The 18,430-nt window shown below is 61.5% G+C and carries 19 protein-coding genes; 5 read left to right on the top strand and 14 right to left on the bottom strand.

Annotated elements, in window-relative coordinates; translation table 11 throughout:
* The first annotated feature begins 292 nt into the window (after positions 1–292).
* The 5 genes from DBR46_RS16890 (at position 293) to DBR46_RS16910 (ending at position 4,514) form a co-directional block, all read left to right on the top strand.
* Positions 293–577, top strand: coding sequence for a hypothetical protein (locus DBR46_RS16890; RefSeq protein WP_124527093.1), 285 nt, complete (start codon positions 293–295; stop codon positions 575–577).
* Positions 578–658: 81 nt separating this feature from the next.
* Positions 659–823, top strand: a complete 165-nt coding sequence (locus DBR46_RS16895; protein ID WP_003170804.1) for a DUF1328 domain-containing protein — start codon at positions 659–661, stop codon at positions 821–823.
* A 2-nt stretch (positions 824–825) separates the two neighbouring features.
* Positions 826–1,293 (top strand): inhibitor of vertebrate lysozyme family protein, encoded by a 468-nt coding sequence (locus tag DBR46_RS16900; protein WP_124527094.1) that lies wholly within the window; start codon positions 826–828, stop codon positions 1,291–1,293.
* Positions 1,294–1,855: 562 nt separating this feature from the next.
* Entirely contained in the window at positions 1,856–3,187 is a 1,332-nt protein-coding gene (gene gltP / locus DBR46_RS16905; protein ID WP_017734678.1) for a glutamate/aspartate:proton symporter GltP, read from the top strand.
* 97 nt (positions 3,188–3,284) lie between these two features.
* Positions 3,285–4,514: a nucleoside recognition domain-containing protein gene (locus tag DBR46_RS16910; RefSeq protein ID WP_124527095.1), complete on the top strand. Its 1,230-nt coding sequence runs from the start codon at positions 3,285–3,287 to the stop codon at positions 4,512–4,514.
* 103 nt (positions 4,515–4,617) lie between these two features.
* Here DBR46_RS16910 and DBR46_RS16915 read toward each other — a convergent pair whose 3' ends face one another.
* The 14 genes from DBR46_RS16915 to DBR46_RS16980 all read right to left on the bottom strand — a co-directional run bounded on the left by DBR46_RS16915 (position 4,618) and on the right by DBR46_RS16980 (position 18,420).
* Positions 4,618–5,229, bottom strand: a complete 612-nt coding sequence (locus DBR46_RS16915; RefSeq protein WP_124527096.1) for an ABC-type transport auxiliary lipoprotein family protein — start codon at positions 5,227–5,229, stop codon at positions 4,618–4,620.
* Entirely contained in the window at positions 5,226–6,164 is a 939-nt protein-coding gene (locus tag DBR46_RS16920) for an MlaD family protein (protein WP_124527097.1), read from the bottom strand. Before DBR46_RS16920 ends, DBR46_RS16915 begins: the two co-directional genes overlap by 4 nt.
* Before the next feature lies 1 nt (position 6,165).
* Positions 6,166–6,969, bottom strand: coding sequence for an ABC transporter ATP-binding protein (locus DBR46_RS16925; RefSeq protein ID WP_124527098.1), 804 nt, complete (start codon positions 6,967–6,969; stop codon positions 6,166–6,168).
* Entirely contained in the window at positions 6,966–8,114 is a 1,149-nt protein-coding gene (locus tag DBR46_RS16930; protein ID WP_124527099.1) for an ABC transporter permease, read from the bottom strand. Before DBR46_RS16930 ends, DBR46_RS16925 begins: the two co-directional genes overlap by 4 nt.
* Before the next feature lie 54 nt (positions 8,115–8,168).
* On the bottom strand, positions 8,169–9,200 hold the full coding sequence (locus DBR46_RS16935) for a DUF5924 family protein (RefSeq protein ID WP_124527100.1): 1,032 nt from the start codon (positions 9,198–9,200) through the stop codon (positions 8,169–8,171).
* Positions 9,201–9,271: 71 nt separating this feature from the next.
* On the bottom strand, positions 9,272–10,654 hold the full coding sequence (locus tag DBR46_RS16940) for a pitrilysin family protein (RefSeq protein WP_124527101.1): 1,383 nt from the start codon (positions 10,652–10,654) through the stop codon (positions 9,272–9,274).
* Between the two features lie 57 nt (positions 10,655–10,711).
* Positions 10,712–12,370 (bottom strand): Na/Pi cotransporter family protein, encoded by a 1,659-nt coding sequence (locus tag DBR46_RS16945; RefSeq protein WP_124527102.1) that lies wholly within the window; start codon positions 12,368–12,370, stop codon positions 10,712–10,714.
* Between the two features lie 208 nt (positions 12,371–12,578).
* Positions 12,579–13,346: a TerC family protein gene (locus tag DBR46_RS16950; protein WP_017734669.1), complete on the bottom strand. Its 768-nt coding sequence runs from the start codon at positions 13,344–13,346 to the stop codon at positions 12,579–12,581.
* Positions 13,347–13,411: 65 nt separating this feature from the next.
* Entirely contained in the window at positions 13,412–14,719 is a 1,308-nt protein-coding gene (locus DBR46_RS16955) for a CitMHS family transporter (protein WP_124527103.1), read from the bottom strand.
* Between the two features lie 379 nt (positions 14,720–15,098).
* A complete protein-coding gene (locus DBR46_RS16960; protein ID WP_124527104.1) occupies positions 15,099–17,060 on the bottom strand; it encodes a DUF4105 domain-containing protein in 1,962 nt (653 codons plus the stop codon).
* On the bottom strand, positions 17,057–17,377 hold the full coding sequence (locus DBR46_RS16965) for a DUF2388 domain-containing protein (RefSeq protein WP_124527105.1): 321 nt from the start codon (positions 17,375–17,377) through the stop codon (positions 17,057–17,059). Before DBR46_RS16965 ends, DBR46_RS16960 begins: the two co-directional genes overlap by 4 nt.
* A gap of 26 nt (positions 17,378–17,403) precedes the next feature.
* Complete coding sequence (locus DBR46_RS16970) at positions 17,404–17,709, bottom strand: DUF2388 domain-containing protein (RefSeq protein WP_124527106.1); 306 nt, start codon at positions 17,707–17,709, stop codon at positions 17,404–17,406.
* An 80-nt stretch (positions 17,710–17,789) separates the two neighbouring features.
* Positions 17,790–18,110 carry a DUF2388 domain-containing protein gene (locus tag DBR46_RS16975; protein ID WP_124527107.1) on the bottom strand — a complete coding sequence of 107 codons (321 nt, stop codon included), beginning with the start codon at positions 18,108–18,110 and terminating at the stop codon, positions 17,790–17,792.
* A 136-nt stretch (positions 18,111–18,246) separates the two neighbouring features.
* The gene (locus tag DBR46_RS16980; RefSeq protein ID WP_124527108.1) at positions 18,247–18,420 is read right to left on the bottom strand and encodes a DUF1127 domain-containing protein; all 174 of its coding nucleotides are present in this window, start codon (positions 18,418–18,420) and stop codon (positions 18,247–18,249) included.
* Positions 18,421–18,430: the final 10 nt, after the last annotated feature.

Below are 18,430 nucleotides of genomic sequence, written 5' to 3' on the forward strand. Positions count from 1 at the left end.
GGAGATGTCGTGCAGGTATCTGCATTGCTTCCTACAAATCCCCGTCTGATGGCGTTTTCATGCTGTCTTGCCACTTCGGCAACCCGTCACTTGTTTTCTATCCCTTGATCCGACCGCTGGTGATCGTGCATTTCGCACGGCTCTCAAGGTGGCATCGTGCAGGATGCTGTGCTCTTCAGTTCTGGAGTTCGTGCAAGTTACTGATTTTATTGAATTTTATTTTGTAAAAAAGCTGGCATGCACCCTGCAATATCCCTCTCAACGAATAATCAGAATGCGGGAGCACTACAGCATGACTCGCCAACGTCTCAGCCAATTGCATGTATCGCCACTGCGCTTGCAGCAAGGCTTGTTTGCCAGCCTGGCCCTCATGGTCACGTTGATTGGCGGCCAGCAGATGCAGCATTGGCAGCAGAGTCAGCAACAAGTCCCGCAGTTCGAACATTCCGTGAAGACCCAGACCCACTTCCGTTCCGTTGGCAGCGTTGCCGCCGATGTAACCGCCCCGCAATTGAGAGTCGCCGACCAGGATTCCACCTTGGGCGAGCTGCCGATCCAAGAGCGTTGGGTGTTCTAGGCAAGAAAAGCGCTCGCTCACCTTGAGCGGCCGTACGGCACTACCGTTGTTACCCCTTTAGAAAGCGTAAGGAGAATCACCATGTTGAGTTGGGCAATCACATTTCTGATCATCGCCATTGTGGCTGCAGTCCTGGGCTTCGGTGGTATCGCGGGCACCGCTACGGGGATCGCCAAGATTCTGTTTGTGGTCTTCCTGGTGATGTTTATTGCTTCGTTCTTCTTTGGTCGTCGTGGCCGAGGCTGAATATGACCTCTTTGTCCCTTAAAGCCCTGGTTGCCGCCGTCCTGTTGGGCGGCAGCGGCTTGGTGATGGCCGCCAACGACGGCCAATCACGCGCCAACGAGTTGCTCAGTGCGGACCCGCAATACCGCCAGACCTGGCAAGGCGTGGTGAAGAAAGAAGAACGCCTGCCGGAATGGGTGATGAACCTGTCGGGTACGGCTGAGCAGATGAATGCCGTGGAAGAAGACGGCGACAAGTACTTGGTCGGGCCGCTCTGCGAAACCGCGGACACCTGCCTGAACAAGCGCCTGATCGTGGCCTTCAGCCTCGACAAGGACGATGCCTACGCGCTGTTGGTAGAAGTCCCGGCCGGCTTGCCGGCGGACAAGTCGCCCACGCGGCACGCTGATTACCGGTTTATCGGCAAGCCGGATGCGGGCATGCAGAAGCTGCTGATGGAGCAGTTGAAGAAAGATCCGAATTGGTACTAAGGCCCGTTGGCGGGCTTGGTCACTCGTCGCAGGTTCACAAACCCACGGTTTGCTGAACTTGTGGCGGGCTTGTGACGCTCATTCCCCGCTTCTCATACCGCGCATAGCCGCAAATTTCCGTTTTGCCCGATTCCAACCATTACTTGGTGTGTCGGCGTGACCACCTATCGATAAAATTTCGCCGGTGCTATAGGACATTTCCGACACTGCGCCGCAGTATTCCCAGGCATTTCTGCCAACCCTTCGAAGACGTGCTGAATCTCTGAGCGAGCCGGCTTTGGCAGGTTCACGGCATATTCAGCGGGCAATTTGTCGCATTTGAACTGACCGTTCGGACAGTTATTATGAAAAAAAGCCATGCCGATTCGGCATAGGGTAGGCGTTTACGGCATTAGACGTCGCTCCCTTGCATCGGAATAGTTGCGCCTTTTTTCGCCTGCCAGTAAGCCATTTCGGCCACGCTGCGGTGACCTTCCATGGAGGCAGATGCTCACACTTTTTCGCTTTCGAGCGTTGCGGCTGGCGCATTTGCCTTGAGTTCACTTGAAGTAAGGGTAATGACATGAAGAAGGCAAAGCTAAGCCTCGCCTGGCAGATCCTCATCGGTTTGGTGTTGGGGATCGCAATCGGCGCAGTGCTTAACCATTTCAGTGCTGAAAAAGCCTGGTGGATCAGCAATGTGTTGCAGCCAGCGGGCGATATCTTTATCCGCCTGATCAAGATGATCGTGATCCCGATTGTGATTTCCTCGCTGATCGTCGGCATTGCCGGTGTCGGTGACGCGAAGAAACTCGGGCGTATCGGCGTCAAGACCATCCTTTACTTCGAGATCGTCACCACCATCGCGATCGTGGTCGGCCTGTTGTTGGCCAACCTGTTCCATCCGGGTGCGGGCATCGACATGAGTACCCTGGGTACGGTCGATATCTCCAAATACCAGGCCACGGCTGCGGAAGTGCAGCACGAGCATGCGTTTATCCAGACCATCCTCAACCTGATCCCGTCGAACATCTTCGCCGCTGTTGCCCGTGGTGAAATGCTGCCGATCATCTTCTTCTCGGTGCTGTTTGGCCTGGGCCTGTCGAGCCTCAAGCCTGACCTGCGCGAGCCGCTGGTGACCATGTTCCAGGGCGTGTCCGAGAGCATGTTCAAAGTCACCCACATGATCATGAAGTACGCCCCGATCGGCGTTTTCGCACTGATCGCGGTGACCGTGGCCAACTTCGGTTTTGCCTCCCTGCTGCCGCTGGCCAAGCTGGTGATCCTGGTTTACGTCGCCATCCTGTTCTTCGCCTTTGTGATCCTCGGCCTGATCGCCCGCCTGTTCGGCTTCTCGGTGATCAAGCTGATGCGCATCTTCAAGGATGAGCTGGTACTGGCCTACTCCACCGCCAGCTCCGAAACAGTACTGCCGCGTGTGATCGAGAAGATGGAAGCCTACGGCGCGCCAAAAGCGATCTGCAGCTTCGTGGTGCCGACCGGTTACTCGTTCAACCTCGACGGTTCGACCCTGTACCAGAGCATCGCGGCGATCTTTATCGCCCAGCTGTATGGCATCGACCTGTCGGTTGGCCAGCAACTGATGCTGGTCCTGACCCTGATGGTCACCTCCAAAGGCATCGCCGGTGTGCCGGGCGTGTCCTTCGTGGTACTGCTGGCGACCCTGGGCAGCGTGGGTATCCCGCTGGAAGGCCTGGCGTTCATCGCCGGTGTCGACCGCATCATGGACATGGCGCGTACCGCCCTGAACGTGATCGGCAACGCCCTGGCCGTGTTGGTCATCGCACGTTGGGAAGGCATGTACGACGACGCCAAGGGCGAGCGCTACTGGAACTCCCTGCCGCACTGGCGCAGCAAGGACGCGGCTCCGGCTGCCCAGGCTACTCGCAGCTGATAGCGCGAGCGCTGTGAGACAAACCCCGGGAAATCCGGGGTTTGTCGTTTCTGCCAGCCCCGCTATCATTCGCCCCATCATTCGGGGGATTTAACTGATGCTCAATGGCCTGTGGCTTGGCTTCTTTGTCGTGGCAATGGTGTCAGCGCTGGTGCAGTGGCTGGTGGGCGGTAACGCCGGGATATTTTCGGCAATGGTCGAAAGCATTTTCGCCATGGCCAAACTGTCGGTGGAAGTCATGGTGCTGCTGTTCGGCACCCTGACCTTGTGGCTGGGCTTTCTGCGCATTGCCGAAAAAGCCGGGATCGTCGATTGGCTGGCCAAGGCCCTCGGCCCGTTGTTTCGCCGCCTGATGCCGGAAGTGCCGGCTGGCCACCCCGCCATCGGTTTGATTACCCTCAACTTCGCCGCCAACGGCCTGGGCCTGGACAACGCCGCCACGCCTATCGGCTTGAAGGCGATGAAGGCCTTGCAGGAACTCAACCCGATCCCCAACACCGCCAGTAACGCGCAGATCCTGTTCCTGGTGCTCAACGCGTCCTCGCTGACGCTGTTGCCGGTGACCATCTTCATGTACCGCGCCCAACAAGGCGCCGCCGACCCGACGCTGGTGTTCCTGCCGATCCTGCTGGCCACCAGTGCCTCGACCCTGGTGGGCCTGCTGTCCGTGGCGATCATGCAGCGCCTGCGCCTGTGGGACCCGGTGGTGCTCGCGTACCTGGTCCCGGGCGCGCTGGTGCTGGGTGGCTTCATGGCGTTGCTGGCGACCCTGTCCGCCACCGCGCTGGCCAGCCTCTCGTCGATCCTCGGCAACCTCACCCTGTTTGGCCTGATCATGCTGTTTCTGATCATCGGCGCGTTGCGCAAGGTCAAGGTCTACGAGGCGTTTGTCGAAGGCGCCAAAGAAGGCTTCGACGTGGCCAAGAACCTGCTGCCGTACCTGGTGGCGATGCTGTGTGCGGTCGGGGTGTTGCGTGCCTCGGGGGCGTTGGAATTCGGCCTGGAAGGGATTCGCCATCTGGTGGCCTGGACCGGCATGGACACACGTTTTGTCGATGCCTTGCCGACGGCGATGGTCAAGCCGTTCTCCGGCAGCGCCGCGCGGGCGATGCTGATCGAAACCATGCAGACCCAAGGTGTGGACAGCTTCCCGGCGCTGGTGGCGGCGACGATCCAGGGCAGTACCGAGACCACCTTCTATGTGTTGGCGGTGTACTTTGGTTCGGTGGGGATTCAGCGGGCCAGGCATGCCGTGGGCTGTGCGTTGCTGGCGGAGTTGGCGGGTGTCGTTGCGGCGATTGCGGTGTGCTACTGGTTCTTTGGCTGAGGCTGAAACCGCCTTCGCGAGCAAGCCCGCTCCCACAGTTGACTGCGTTTCGTCAGAATAAACGCGATCCACTGTGGGAGCGGGCTTGCCCGCGAAGAGGCCCTCAGCGTTTCACGGCACCATTGCCCTGCTGCACCACCCACTCCACCACCTGCTTATTCAACTGATCCCCCGCCAACCCAAACCCAGCCACCACCGCCGGCACCTTGGTATCCCCCACCGGCTGCCTCACTTCAAACCGCCGACTGGCGATAATCCGCTGATCACTGCCGCGCACCAGTCGCGCGTCGAGTCGGAACACCACCTCTACCGCATTGCCGCGGTACTCACTCTGGAACGCCTGCAACTGCCCGCCCAGCTCATAGTCGGCTTGCAGGTTGGTGTCGTCGGTACTCAACAACGTCACCCGCCCATCGCGCTGGAACCCGTCCAGCAGGCGGTTGCGCAACAGCACCGGCGACGGGTCGCTCCAGCGCGAATTGGCATAGCTGCTGATCAGGTCGCCATTGGGCACCACGGCAATGCGCGGGCTGTCGAGAAATTCGCTGGTCTGGGGTTTGGTCACCCGCAGCGACCAGGCCACCGGCGTGCCTTGTACGGTCGCCGGTGCTGCCGCCAAGCGGTACACGTCCGATGGGTCAGGCTTGGGCAGGATCGAGCACGCGCTCACCAGGGCCAGGGCTACAGGGACGATCAGTTGATACGCACGCTTCATGGCGTGAACTCCTTGTTCTTGTCACTGCCCAGGAGGTAACCGCTGGGGTTGGCTTCCAGGCGGCGGGAGATGGCGCGCAGCGAGCCGAGGGTTTCGCGCAGTTCGCGCACGGCCGGCGCCAGTTCGTTGAGGCCCTGCATGCCGCTGTTCACCGAGTCCTTGTTGTCGGTCAGCAAGGTGTTGATGGTGGCGGTGCTTTTTTCCAGGGATTTCATCGCCTGCTCGGCACTGCTGAACGCCTGCTTGCCTTGATCGTTCAGCAGGCCGTTGGCGTTGCGCATCAGCACGGTGGTTTGCTCCAGGGCGCCGCTGGCCTGTTTGCTCACCTGCATCAGTTGTTGCATCACCACTTTGATGTCGCCGCGCTGGTCGGCGATGGCGCCGGTGGTTTGCTGCAAATTGTCGAGGGTATTGCTCAGGCGCTCGACGTTCTCCCGGGAGAACAGCGCGTTGGCGTTATGCAGCAACAGGTTGATGCTGCTCATCAGGTCGTTGCTGTTGTTCAGCAGGCGCGCGATGGGTGACGGCGAGGCGATGATTTCCGGCAGGTTGCCGTCCTTGCCCTTGAGCACCGGGCTTTGTGGCGTGCCGCCGCTGAGTTGGATGATCGAGGTGCCGGTGATGCCGGTCAGCGCCAGCTTGGCCTGGGTGTCTTCCTTGATTGGCGTCTGCCCGGCCAGGCGGATGCGCGCGAGCACGCGGCGCGGGTCTTTGGGGTCCAGGCGCAGGCTGATCACGTCGCCCACCTTGATCCCGCTGTACTGCACCGAGCTGCCCTGGGACAGGCCGCTGACCGCCTCGTTGAACACCACCTCGTAATCCTGGAAGGCACTGTCGATGCTGGATTTGGCCAGCCACAGGCCAAACAGCATCGCGCCGACCACGACGATCACGCTGAACAGACCAATCATCACATGATGGGCGCGGGTTTCCATGTCATACCTCGTTGAGCGGTTGAGCGGCATCCAATGCCGCACGGCCCCGGGGGCCGTGGAAATATTCGTGAATCCAGGCGTCGTCGGTTTCCGAGACGACATCGATGGCATCCGCCACCAGTACTTTTTTCTGCGCCAGCACCGCCACGCGGTCGGTGATGGTGTACAGCGTGTCCAGGTCATGGGTGACCAGGAACACGCTCAGGCCCAGCGCATCGCGCAGGGTCAGGATCAGTTGGTCGAATTGCGCCGCGCCAATCGGGTCGAGGCCCGCGGTGGGTTCGTCGAGGAATAGGATGTCCGGGTCCAGGGCCAAGGCGCGGGCCAGGGCGGCGCGCTTGATCATGCCGCCGGACAGCGACGCCGGGTATTTGTCGGCTGCCGACAATGGCAACCCGGCCAGGGCCAGCTTGACCGCCGCCAAGTGCTCGGCATCGCGGCGGCTGAGGCCGGCGTGTTCGATCAACGGCAGCGCGACGTTCTCGGTCACCGTCAGCGAGGAAAACAGCGCGCCCTTCTGGAACAGCACGCCAAAGCGCCGCTCCACCAGGGAACGCTCATGTTCCGAGAGACTGGGCAGGTTCTTGCCAAACACCCGCACCTCGCCTTCGCTGGGCCGGCGCAGGCCGACGATGCTGCGCAGCAGTACCGACTTGCCGCTGCCGGAACCGCCGACCACGGCGAGAATCTCGCCCTTGTACAAATCCAGGTCGAGGTTCTCGTGCACGCTCTGGCTGCCAAAGCGGTTGCACAGCCCGCGCACTTCAATCACCGCCTCAGTGGGCGCACGGTGTAAGCGACTCACCAGCCCATCTCCATGAAGAACAGCGCGGCGACCGCATCCAGCACGATCACCACAAAGATCGATTGCACCACGCTGGAGGTGGTGTGGGCGCCGACCGACTCGGCACTGCCGCTGACCTTGAAGCCTTCCAGGCAACCGATGGCCGCAATCAGGAAGGCGAAGATCGGCGCTTTCACCATGCCCACGAGGAAATGCTGCACGCCGATGTCGGATTTGAGCAGCGAGAGAAACATCGCCGGCGAAATATCCAGCGCCACGGCACACACCACGCCACCGCCGACAATGCCCGAGAGCATCGCCAAAAACGTCAGCATCGGCAGCGACACCAGCAGGGCCAGCACCCGTGGCAATACCAGCAGCTCCATCGGGTCGAGGCCGAGGGTGCGGATGGCGTCGATTTCTTCGTTGGCCTTCATCGAGCCGATTTGTGCGGTAAAGGCACTGGCGGTGCGGCCGGCGATCAGGATCGCGGTGAGCAATACGCCGAATTCCCGTAGGAAAGAGAACGCCACCAGGTCCACGGTGAAAATCGTCGCGCCAAAGCTCTTGAGCACCGTGGCACCGAGAAACGCGACCACGGCGCCGACCAGGAAGGTCAGCAAGGCGACGATGGGCGCCGCGTCGAGGCCGGTCTGTTCGATGTGCGCGACCATCGGCGTGATGCGCCAGCGCTTGGGACGGAAAATCCCCCGGGCAAAGGTCTCGAGGATCAGGCCGATAAAGCCCAGCAGTTGTTTGCTGTCTTGCCAGACTTTATCCACCGCCCGGCCAATGCGCGCCAACACCTGGATGCCGGTGGCTTCTTCCGGGGCTTTGTCGGGCACACAAAAATCGTTGAGGGAGCGGTAGACGGTCTTGAGCAGCGCGCGGTCGGCGGCAGACAGGCTGCAATCGCTCTGCTCGGCGGATTGCTCGATACGGGTGGGCCCGAGCAATTCCACCAGCAGCGACGCGCCGGCGGTATCCAGGGCGCCGAGGCCGTTGAGGTCGATGCGGGCGCCGGCGTCGTATTGGCCGTCGAGCGTGTCCGACAGCTTTTTCAGGTCTGCGTAGTGGGCGAGCGTCCAGTCCCCCGTAATCCGCAGTAACGGAGGCGTGGAGGACGTATCGAGATGGGCTGCGCCGGCCGAGGTACTACTGGTCATAAGCTCCGAGCTTGTTTGGCTATCCACAATTCCTACGTAATAGCACGATCCTGCCTACTTTGGGTTGTCCGTTTGTGCTGCGTCGATGACTTTGAAGCGCAGCACGCCGATCACCTGGCCGTCTTCGGTGAGCACCTGCACTTGCCAGCGGCCCACGGCATCACCTGGGAAATTCTGTTTATGGGTCCAGGCGCGATAGCCTTCCTTGCGCCCACCATGGATATCCAGGGCGATGCGGTCGACCTCTTTGCCGTTGAATTTCCACACGTGGTAGATCCGCTCATCCAGGCCGCGCGGCGCATTGATCGCGGTGTAGGCGTACAGCCCGTCAGTGCGCAGTTGGGCGATGGTGACTTCCTTGAGGTCGTCACCCGGCGTGCGGTCTTGCAGTTGGGTGCTGATGGCCACTTCTGTCATCCACAGGGTGGCCGGTGGTACCCAACTGCGTAGGAACCAACCCGCGCAGCCAATCGCGGCCGTCACGCCCATTAGCATCGCCCAGCCTTTGAGGCTGCGCAGCGGCAGGCTGACCGCCAGGCTGGGGATCGACAGCGCCATGGCCACGCCCAGGGCCAGCTTGTAGCTCTCGGCGGTGGTCAGGTGCAGGATGATCGGCAGCGCAGTGAGCAGCGCGGCGAACAGGGTCAGGGTGTGCAGCGCGAGGAACAACGAGCGCTTGGGCGCCAGCCACTTGTAGTACAGCGGGTCGACGATCGACACCAGTGCCGCCGCGCCGAGCAGGCCGGTGAACAGCGATTGGCCGCTGTTCCAGGCGGTGGTGACGAAAAAGAATGGCAGCACAAAGAACAGACTTTCCTGGTGGATCATCTGGGTGGCGTAGCGCAGCAGCGGCTCGGGAATTTCGCGTTTGAAGACTTTGGCAAACAGCTGGGTAAAGCTGTTTTCCAGCATCAACCACAGCCAGCTCACCAGCATGATCACCGCGATCCAACTGGCCATGCCCTGCTGGCGATCCACCAGAATGAAGCTGCACACCCCCGAGATAAAGCCGCCGAGTGCAATCACCCCTGGGTAGCGCTTCATCAGTTCGAGGACGCGGGTGATTATGCGGGTCAGGTTTTGCATTCGGCGGTTCGCAGTCTTCGTAGGAAAAATCCCAGACAGAATAACGTCTTAGCCCTGTGCTCGGTGGCTGATTACGCGATCCGTTTGCGATAAACCCGCACGCCGATCAACACAATCGCAATCAACCCGAGTACACCGGCGCCGATCCAGCTGAGGGTGTCGTAGCTCAGCAGCGGTTTCTCGATGCGCCAGTAGCCCGGCTGCTTGAACACTTGGCGCATGGCCTGGTTGGTCTGGTCCAGGCTTACCGCCTTGATGCGTTTGACCGGGTCGCTGAAGTGGCCGTTGTTGTAGTCGCCCGAGGCGGCCCAGTAGTAATCGGCCAGGGCGCTGTTGCCCTGCACGGCCCAGGCTTGGCGGGCAATGGCGGCTTGTTGCAGGCGTGCGAAAACGGCCGGGTCGAGGCCGTCCTTGAGCAGTTGCGCCTGTAGGTTTTTCAGCACTTGCTCGGCGTCAGGCAGGTTTTCCCGCTCCAGGTCGGCATTCAGGCTGAGGAAACCGACGCCGCCCAGCACTTCACGCTCGCTCCACGGGCCGTAGGACAAAGTGTGCTTGAGGCGTAGCTGGCGATACAGCGCCCAGTCGAGGTAGTCCTTGAGCAGGTCGTAGGTTTCATCGTGCTGGTCGTCCAGCATCGGTTCGGGGAACAGCCAGTGCAGCTTGGCGCTGTCACCGACCCAGCCGTGGATCAGTTCGCGCTGGCTGGCGGCGGCGTGCTGGATTTGCGGCAGTTCACGGTGTTCGCTGGGATCGACCGGGGCGAGCTGGCCGTAGGTGCGTTCCAGGTAGGCCGGCAGGAGTTTGTCGAGATCGCCGACGATGATCAGGGTCATGTTATTGGGGGCGTACCAGTGTTTGCGCAGGTCCTCCAACTGGTCACGGGTCAACTGGCCGACTTCAGCACGTTCGGCGCACTTGAGCCCCAGTTCCACGGCGAGTTGATTGCTGGCGGTGTGGCCGAGGTCCTGGCGGTCGAGCAGGCGTTGCAGGTGGGAGTAATGGCCGCCGTCCTCACGCTCCACCACCTGCTTGGCCGCGTTGATATTGGCGTCGGTCAGTTCGGTGCGGGTGATGATCGCCAGCAGCAGGTCGAGCACCTTGCGCTGGTTTTGCGCCGGCGCCTCGATCACGAAGGTGGTGTCGGCGTTGCTGGTGTAGGCGTTCCACTCGCCGCCCAGGGCTTGCATGCGGTCTTCCAGGTCGCCTTCGCCGCCGCCGTCGATGCCGCTGAACAGCAGGTGTTCGAGCAGGTGCGGCAGTTCCTTGTCTGCGCAGGCGAAGTCATCCAGGCCGACGCCGACCACCAGGCGGATCGCCACATGCCCGCGCTCGGTGCCCGGCTTGAGCAGCAATTGCAGGCCGTTGGGCAAGGTATAGCCCTCGACTTGCAGGCGGTCAAAGGCAAAGGCGTGGGCAGAACCCACGAGCAGGCAGATGAATAACAGGCGACGCATAACTGGCTTCCTGGCGAGTGAGGTCAGTGTTAACTGACTTCACGGGCCATCGTACGTTCAGGGCGAATGTGTGATGTCGGCAATATCTTCGGCGGAGAGTGCGCCGGTGTCGGACGTTTCCAACACTACGTAGGCACTGCTGCAAAACAACGAGTTGAGACGTTTCATGTCGGCAATCAGTTCTAGATGCAGGGAACTGGTCTCCAGGCTCTGTACGATCTTGCGCTGCAAACGGCTGACGTGGGCGTGGGCCAGGCGCCGTTCCTGGGCGCGAAAACGGCGCTTCTCGCGCAGCAGTTGGCGGGCGCTTTCCGGGTCGGCGCTGAGAAACACCGACAGGCCCAGGCGCAGGTTGGCAATCAACTGGCTGTGCAGGTCGGACAGTTCTTCCAGGCCGACCTCGGAGAACTGGCGGCGTTGGGAGGTTTTCTGCTGTTGGACTTTGCGCAGCATGCGTTCGATCAGGTCGCCGGCCAGCTTGAGGTTGATCGACAACTCGATGATCTCGGCCCAGCGTCGGCTGTCTTGCTCGCTGAGGTCTTCGCGGGGCATTTGTGCCAGGTAGAGTTTGATCGCGCTGTACAGCGCTTCGACATCATCGCTGAGGCTGCGCATGGCCTGGGTGATGGCGGTTTGCTTGCCGCGCAGCACTTCCTGCATCGAGGTCAGCATGTTGTCGATCAGGTCGCCCAGGCGCAGGGTCTCGCGGGCGGCGTTGGCCAGTGCCAGGCTGGGTGTGGTCAAGGCGGTCAGGTCCAGGTGACGGGGTTTGGCCTTGCCGTTGAGTTCTTCTCGCTCGGGCAGCAGCCAAGCACACAGGCGCGCCATCGGGCCGATGGTCGGCAGCAGGATCAGGCAGCGGCTGACGTTGTAGAGCAGGTGGAAGGTGATGACCATGCCCTGCACGCCGTAGTCCAAACCGTCCATCCAGCGTACGAGCGGGTCGAGCACCGGGATGATCAGCAGCAGGCCGATCAATTTGTACAGCAGGCTGCCCAGCGCCACCTGGCGGCCGGCGGCGTTTTGCATGCTGGTGCTGAGGAAAGCCAGCACGCCGCTGCCGATGTTGGCGCCGATCACCAGGCCAATGGCCACGTGCAAGCCGATCACACCGGCGCCGGCCAGGGTTGCGGTAAGTAGGACGGCGGCCAGGCTGGAGTAGGAAATCATCGCGAACAAGGCGCCGACCAAGGCGTCCAGCAGGATGTCGCCGGTCAGCGAGGCAAAGATGACTTTGACGCCTTGGGCGTGGGTAATCGGCCCAGCCGCTTCGACGATCAATTGCAGGGCCAGCACGATCAGGCCCAGGCCGATGCCGACGCGGCCCATCTGCCCGGCCCGCGTCTGTTTGCGTGAGAGGAAGAAAATCACGCCGAGGAAGATCAGCAGCGGCGACAGCCAAGACAAGTCAAAGGTCAGCACCCGTGCCATCAGCGCGGTACCGACGTCGGCGCCGAGCATGGTCGCCAGGGCGGGCATGAGTCCCATCAGGCCTTGGCCGACAAACGACGTCACCAGCATGGCCGTGGCGTTGCTGCTCTGCACCATGGCGGTCACCACGATGCCGGCGACAAACGCCAGCCAGCGCTTGGACATGTTCTGCCCGATGACGTGGCGCAGGTTGGAGCCGTAGACCCGCAAGATGCCGGTACGGACGATATGCGTGCCCCAGATCAGCAGGGTCACGGCGGAAAGCAGATTGAGCAAGGTCAGCATGCTCGGCCCCCGTGTGGGTGCGCTTCAAGAGAAGCGTAGGAAAGTTGCCGCGTGCCGCTCTACGTCTTGTACTTAAGCTGTAGTTGGCGAATGGCGTGCGCGCCAGCATTGCATAGCTGAAAGGGTGATTGAAACAAAACTGTCATGAAATCAGCTTTCTGCAGACGTGAAAAAGGGGCTTGAAAGCCCCTTTTTGACTGGCTCGGGTTTATTGACCCGGAATGTCTTTGCGCAGTTTCACCGGATCCTGCTGTTTCTTCTTTTTCGCGATGGCGGTGCGCATCTTGATGTTCACTGCTTCTACCGCCAGGGAGAACGCCATGGCGAAGTAAACGTAGCCTTTTGGCACGTGCACATCGAACGACTCGGCGATCAGCACGGTACCCACGACCAGCAGGAACGACAGCGCGAGCATCTTCAGCGACGGGTGCTTGTCGATGAATTCGCTGATGGTGCCGGCGGCCAACATCATCACTAGTACTGCCACGACAATCGCAGCGACCATGACCGGTACATGGGAAACCATGCCGACCGCAGTGATCACGGAGTCCAGGGAGAACACGATGTCGATGATCGCGATCTGGATGATGGTGTAGATGAACTTGCCACCCTTGCCGCCCGGTTCTTCGTGGGTTTCGTCTTCACCTTCCAGCGCGTGGTACATCTCCTGGGAGCTTTTCCACAGCAGGAACAGGCCACCGAAGAACAGGATCAGGTCACGCCCGGAAATTCCCTGGCCGAAGACCACGAACAGGTCGGCGGTCAGTTGCATGACCCAGGTGATCGACAGCAGCAACAGGATTCGCGTGACCATGGCCAGGGCCAGGCCGAAGATCCGGGTGCGTGCCTGCATATGCTTGGGCATGCGGCTGACCAGGATCGAAATCATGATGATGTTATCGATGCCCAGGACGATCTCGAGGGCCGTCAGGGTGAAGAAGGCAATCCAGATCTCTGGATTGGTCAGCCATTCCATGTGTATTCCTTTGAGCAAGTGTTAAACCGCGCAAGCTGCAGCGCCGCGCGGTTGAGTTGGTACGATTATAGAGTGCTGAACAGCGGAATAATCCCCATCAGCAAAGCGGCGACCATTATGCACAGGCATACCAGCACTGCCCACTTGAGGGTGAAGCGCTGGTGATCGCCAAATTCGATACCCGCCAACGCGACCAGCAGGTAAGTCGAAGGTACCAGCGGGCTCAACAGGTGCACAGGTTGCCCGACGATCGACGCACGGCCCATTTCTGCGGCAGTGATGCCGTAGTGGCTGGCGGCTTCGGCGAGGACGGGCAGTACGCCGTAGTAGAACGCGTCGTTGGACATGAAGAAGGTGAACGGCATGCTCACCAGCGCGGTGATCACGGCCAGGTACGGGCCCAGCGCGTCAGGGATGACGGCCAACAGGCTCTTGGACATGGCATCGACCATGCCGGTGCCCGACAGGATGCCGGTGAAGATACCGGCGGCGAAAATCAGGCCGGTGACCGCCAGTACGCTGCCGGAGTGGGCGGCGATACGGTCTTTCTGCATCTGCAGGCACGGGTAGTTGACGATCATCGCGATACTGAACGCCACCATGAACAGCACCGGCAGCGGCAACAGGCCGGCGATCAGCGTGCACATCAGGGCCAAGGTCAGGGCGCCGTTGAACCAGATCAGCTTCGGACGACGGGCATCCGGGAATTGCGACACGCTGATTTCGCTGTGGTCGATCTCGTCGCCTTGCAGGTGCAGTTCACCCAGGCGTGCACGCTCGCGCAGGCCGTACATGTAGGCAATCACCAGGATCGCAACGACGCCAGCAGCCATCGCCGGGATCATCGGTACGAAGATGTCCGAGGGGTCCACATGCAGCGCACTGGCGGCGCGGGCGGTCGGGCCACCCCAAGGCGTCATGTTCATCACGCCACCGGCGAGGATGATCAGGCCGGCCATGATCCGCGGGCTCATGCCGATGCGCTGGTACAGCGGCAGCATGGCGGCCACGCAGATCATGTAGGTGGTGGCGCCGTCACCGTCGAGGGAGACGACCAGGGCCAGCACGGCGGTGCCAACCGAAACCTTGAGCGGGTCGCCTTTGACCATCTTGAGGATTTTGCGCACGGCCGGGTCGAACAGGCCGGAGTCGATCATCAGGGCAAAGTAGAGGATGGCGAACATCAGCATCACGCCGGTTGGCGCCAGCTTGGTGATGCCCGCAAGCATCATCGGGCCGATGTCCGGCGCGAAACCGCCGAACAGCGCGAACAGGATCGGCACGATGATCAAGGCGATCAGCGCAGACAGGCGCTTGGTCATGATCAGGAACATGAACGTGATGACCATGGCAAAGCCAAGGAAAGTCAGCATAGGAATACTCCAGGCGTAGCGCGGCTAGGGAATGGCGAACCGGGTGGGGCTCAGCGCAGAACGAAAGGCACGAGGCGTACGGGGGGAGTTGGAGCGAACAGGCGGGTACGGACGGACATCGGGAATCACCATTGTTGTTGTGTACAGCCGGTCTGGTGCCGGCAGTTGGAGGCGATCCTAGACGGGAAAGCTTTCAGCCAGCTTTCGCTGGGAAAACAGGTGATGAAGGGAAGAGGCGCTATCTGTGGATTTATGCAGATCCAAATGTGGGAGCGGGCTTGCTCGCGAATGCAGTCTGTCAGTTGATGATGCATCGACTGACACTGCGCTTTCGCGAGCAAGCCCGCTCCCACATTTGGATAGTGTTTGGCTGGAGATTTTAGGGCAGCTCGAGCCCGCCGGCGGCTTTGTGCAGTTTGCGCAAGTGTTCGCCGACTTGCTTGAGATTGGCCTCGCACGCCGCAATCTCATCCGCCCGGGCCGGATCCAGCAGCGCCCTCACCTCTTTATCCAGATCACCGGTCAGCGATTGCAGCTGCTTCTGGCGTTCGGCGCTTTCCGATTCCAGGCGTTTGGCTTCGGACGGTTGCGGCAGGCCGTAGCCGCCGCTGCCGAGCAATTCCGCCGGGCGGCTGAGGAAGCCGCTGTTGGCGAGGATTTGTTGCAAGGTGTTGTTAGCCTTTTCCATGCCGCCGTTTTTCAGCTCGCGGGCGCCCAGGTAGCGTTGTTTGACTTCGTCCTGGGCCAGCATCAGTTGCTTGCGGTAGCTCGCCTGTTCAAGCAACAACAGTGCGGCGCTGGTGCGCAGGTCGGCCTTGTCGAACCAGGGGCGGCGTTCGGCGGCGCTGAGGGACAGCCAGTCTTCGACCTGGGTCTGCTTGATCGGCAGGTGTTTGCGCAACACGTCGAACATCGCCTGGTAGCGCTCGCGGAACGAGTCGAAGTGGTAACCCAGGCGCAGGGCGTTGCGTTTGTCGTCGAGCACGCTGGTATCGGCCAGGCCACGGGCGCTCAACACTTCGAGCAGGCCGTTGGGGGTGATGTTGTCCAGGCCGGTCAGTTGCGGGTTGGCGCTGCCACTGCGCAACAGTTTCAGGCTTTCGACCGCGCAGTTGTTGGAGATGAAGAAGTAGTTGCCGTCATAGCTCCAGTGCATCTCGGCGGCGTGCTCGACGGTGTCGTTGATTTCCTGGCGTGACAGCTTCAGCGGCACCGAGGCGAGGCCGCGCAGTTCGGTCTTGGTGTATTCGTCGATCACTTGGGCGAGCGGCAGCACGAATAGGCGCGAAGGGTATTTGCCCACCAGGCCGTCCCAGCTCGATAGCTGTACGTCACCGACGAACGCGCGGTAGGACAACACCAGGTGCTGGTCCAGGTCCAGCCGGCAATCCGGCCCGCGTGGGCGACCGGGCGCGCAGATCACCAGGCGCAACATGCTGTGGCCCCAGCGGCTGACCAGGTTCTGGTTGGCTTCGGCCAGCAGGTAGTCGATTTCGTAGACGCGTTCCGGGTCGATCTGCCCGAGCGGTGTCTTGGCGAAGTCGTTGCCGGCGTTCAGGAAGGCGTAGGTCTTGGCGCAGGCGTCTTGTTGCGGTGGTGCCCAGCCGAAGTGGTCCTTGTAGTAGCGGAACAGCGCCGGGCGGCGGCAGGCGTAGCTGGGGTCGAGGAGGAAGTACTCCATGTTGACCGCGACGAATTCCAGCGGGCTGGTGGTTTCGTATATGTCCGGGCTGCGGGCGACCTGGCGGTTGTGCTGTTCGCGCTCACCGCGACGGCCGACGTATTGCGGCCAGCCGGCGAGGTCCAGCAGGCGCGGGTCGTCGCTGAGGGTAAAGCGGCGGCCATTCTGGCCACGGCATTGGTCGGGCAGGCCGATCAGGCCGGTGAGGTTGTTCTGGCGACTGCAACGGTTGATCAGGGCGCGGTCGTCTTTGGACCACAGGCGCGCACGGTCATAGATGTGGGTCAGTTCATGCAGCACGGTGGCGAGCATTTCCCGGCGCACGGTGCCGTGGGGGCGGTTGGTTTTCTGGGTGGCGGCGCTGCCGTCGGTCAGGCTGGCGAGCAGGTTGCGGTTGAGGTCCAGCTCGGACACCAGGGAGGCCTGGCCGTAGGCATTCTCCGGCATCTTGTCGGTCCAGCCGACATCGATGCGCCGGTCAAGCTGCTCGATAAAGCGTGGCGGCAGTGCGCGCATCGCTTCGTCGAGCAAGGCCTGGCTGGCTTGCTGCTGTGCTGGGCTCAAACCGTCGGTCTTGAGCCGCAGTTGCAGGCTGGCCTGGGCTGCGCCTGCGCTGAGCAGGACAGTCCACGCCAGGAGCCAGGCGGTGAGGCGCCTCACAGAGCGAGGATAGCTTCGGCGAGGGTCTGATCACTGGCGTCGCGAGCTTCGGGCACGCGGGTACGCAGGGTGTCGAAGGCGGCTTCGAGTTGCGCGCCACGGATCTCGCCGTTGCTGGCGACGAAGCTGGCGGCGTCGTCGTGGGCTTCGCGGACGATTTTCGAGTCGCGGATGGAGGTGGTGGTGTCCGAGGTGAAATCAATCGTGCGGCCGGAGGCGCGAACGATGATGTTACTGGTGGCCACCAAGGTCTGCGCCTGGGCAACGTCGGCCAACAACAGCAGGCCTAGGGTGGCGGCGATCAGCGGGCTACGCATGGAATGACTCCGAAATACAAAGATGATTATTGGACGAGAATTGCTTGCGCCAGTTCACGGTCGCTGGCGTTAAGTTTTGGGTGGCTGCGGCGTAGGTAATCCAGTGCGGATTCCAGGCGTGCTCCACGCCATTGGCCGTCAGTGGCGATGAACGCGGCGGCGTCATCCTGTGCGGCCACGATTTTTCTGTCGAATGGCGCGGAGGTCACCTTGCTGGTGGCGTACGCGCTGGCGACGGTACCCTGGGTGGTCACGTCAAAGGCCGAAGCCAGTGGCGACCAGCAGGCGGAAAATACTAAAGGGGCGATGAACAGGCGGTATGAAAAAGCCATGGGACTCGACAACTGAAAACGAGCGCCAAGGCTAGCGCAATGCCCCGGCGAGAGCCAGCGCCGAGGCATGCGGCCGGTTGTCAGATGGCCAGGATGGCTTGGGCCAGCTGGGCGTCAGTCGCGGTGTTCAGTTGGGGCGCTTGTTGGCGAATCTGGGCCAGGGCGCTTTCCAGTTTCACACCACGGATCGCGCCTTCGCTGGCGACGAAGCTGGCAGCGTCGTCACGGGCGGCGCGCACGACCTTGTTGTCACGCAGGGAGGAAGTGGCATCGGACGTGGCGTCGGAGGTGGCTTTGAGCGCGCCGACGATCGAGTCAGTGGTCACGATCAAGCTGGTCGCGTTGGCGTTGGCAGCGATTGCCAACAGAGCGGCAGCACTCAGCAGACGAAGACGGGACATGGGGTGACTCCTGTAGATGAACGGATAAGGTGGCGCGAGGCGGCCAATGTGGATCAGACGCCCGTACTACAAGGTTCGCCACGTAGTGGCTGGATATTAAGCCGCCGCTTATCCGTTCGGAAAGCCTCTTGACCGTCTAGTCACGCCAGAACGGCTTGGCCAGCTCGCTCATCCGATCAGCGGGGCTGATACCGAGGTCAGACAGTTCGCGATGATCGAGCTGCGCCAACTGGCGCCGTTCGTGGGCTTGGCGTGCCCATTTGGCAAGGGTGGAGAACCAGCGTTTATAGACAGAGATGTGGGTATCCATGGTGGGCGCC

This window comes from Pseudomonas sp. KBW05, assembly GCF_003852405.1.
GTDB lineage: Bacteria > Pseudomonadota > Gammaproteobacteria > Pseudomonadales > Pseudomonadaceae > Aquipseudomonas.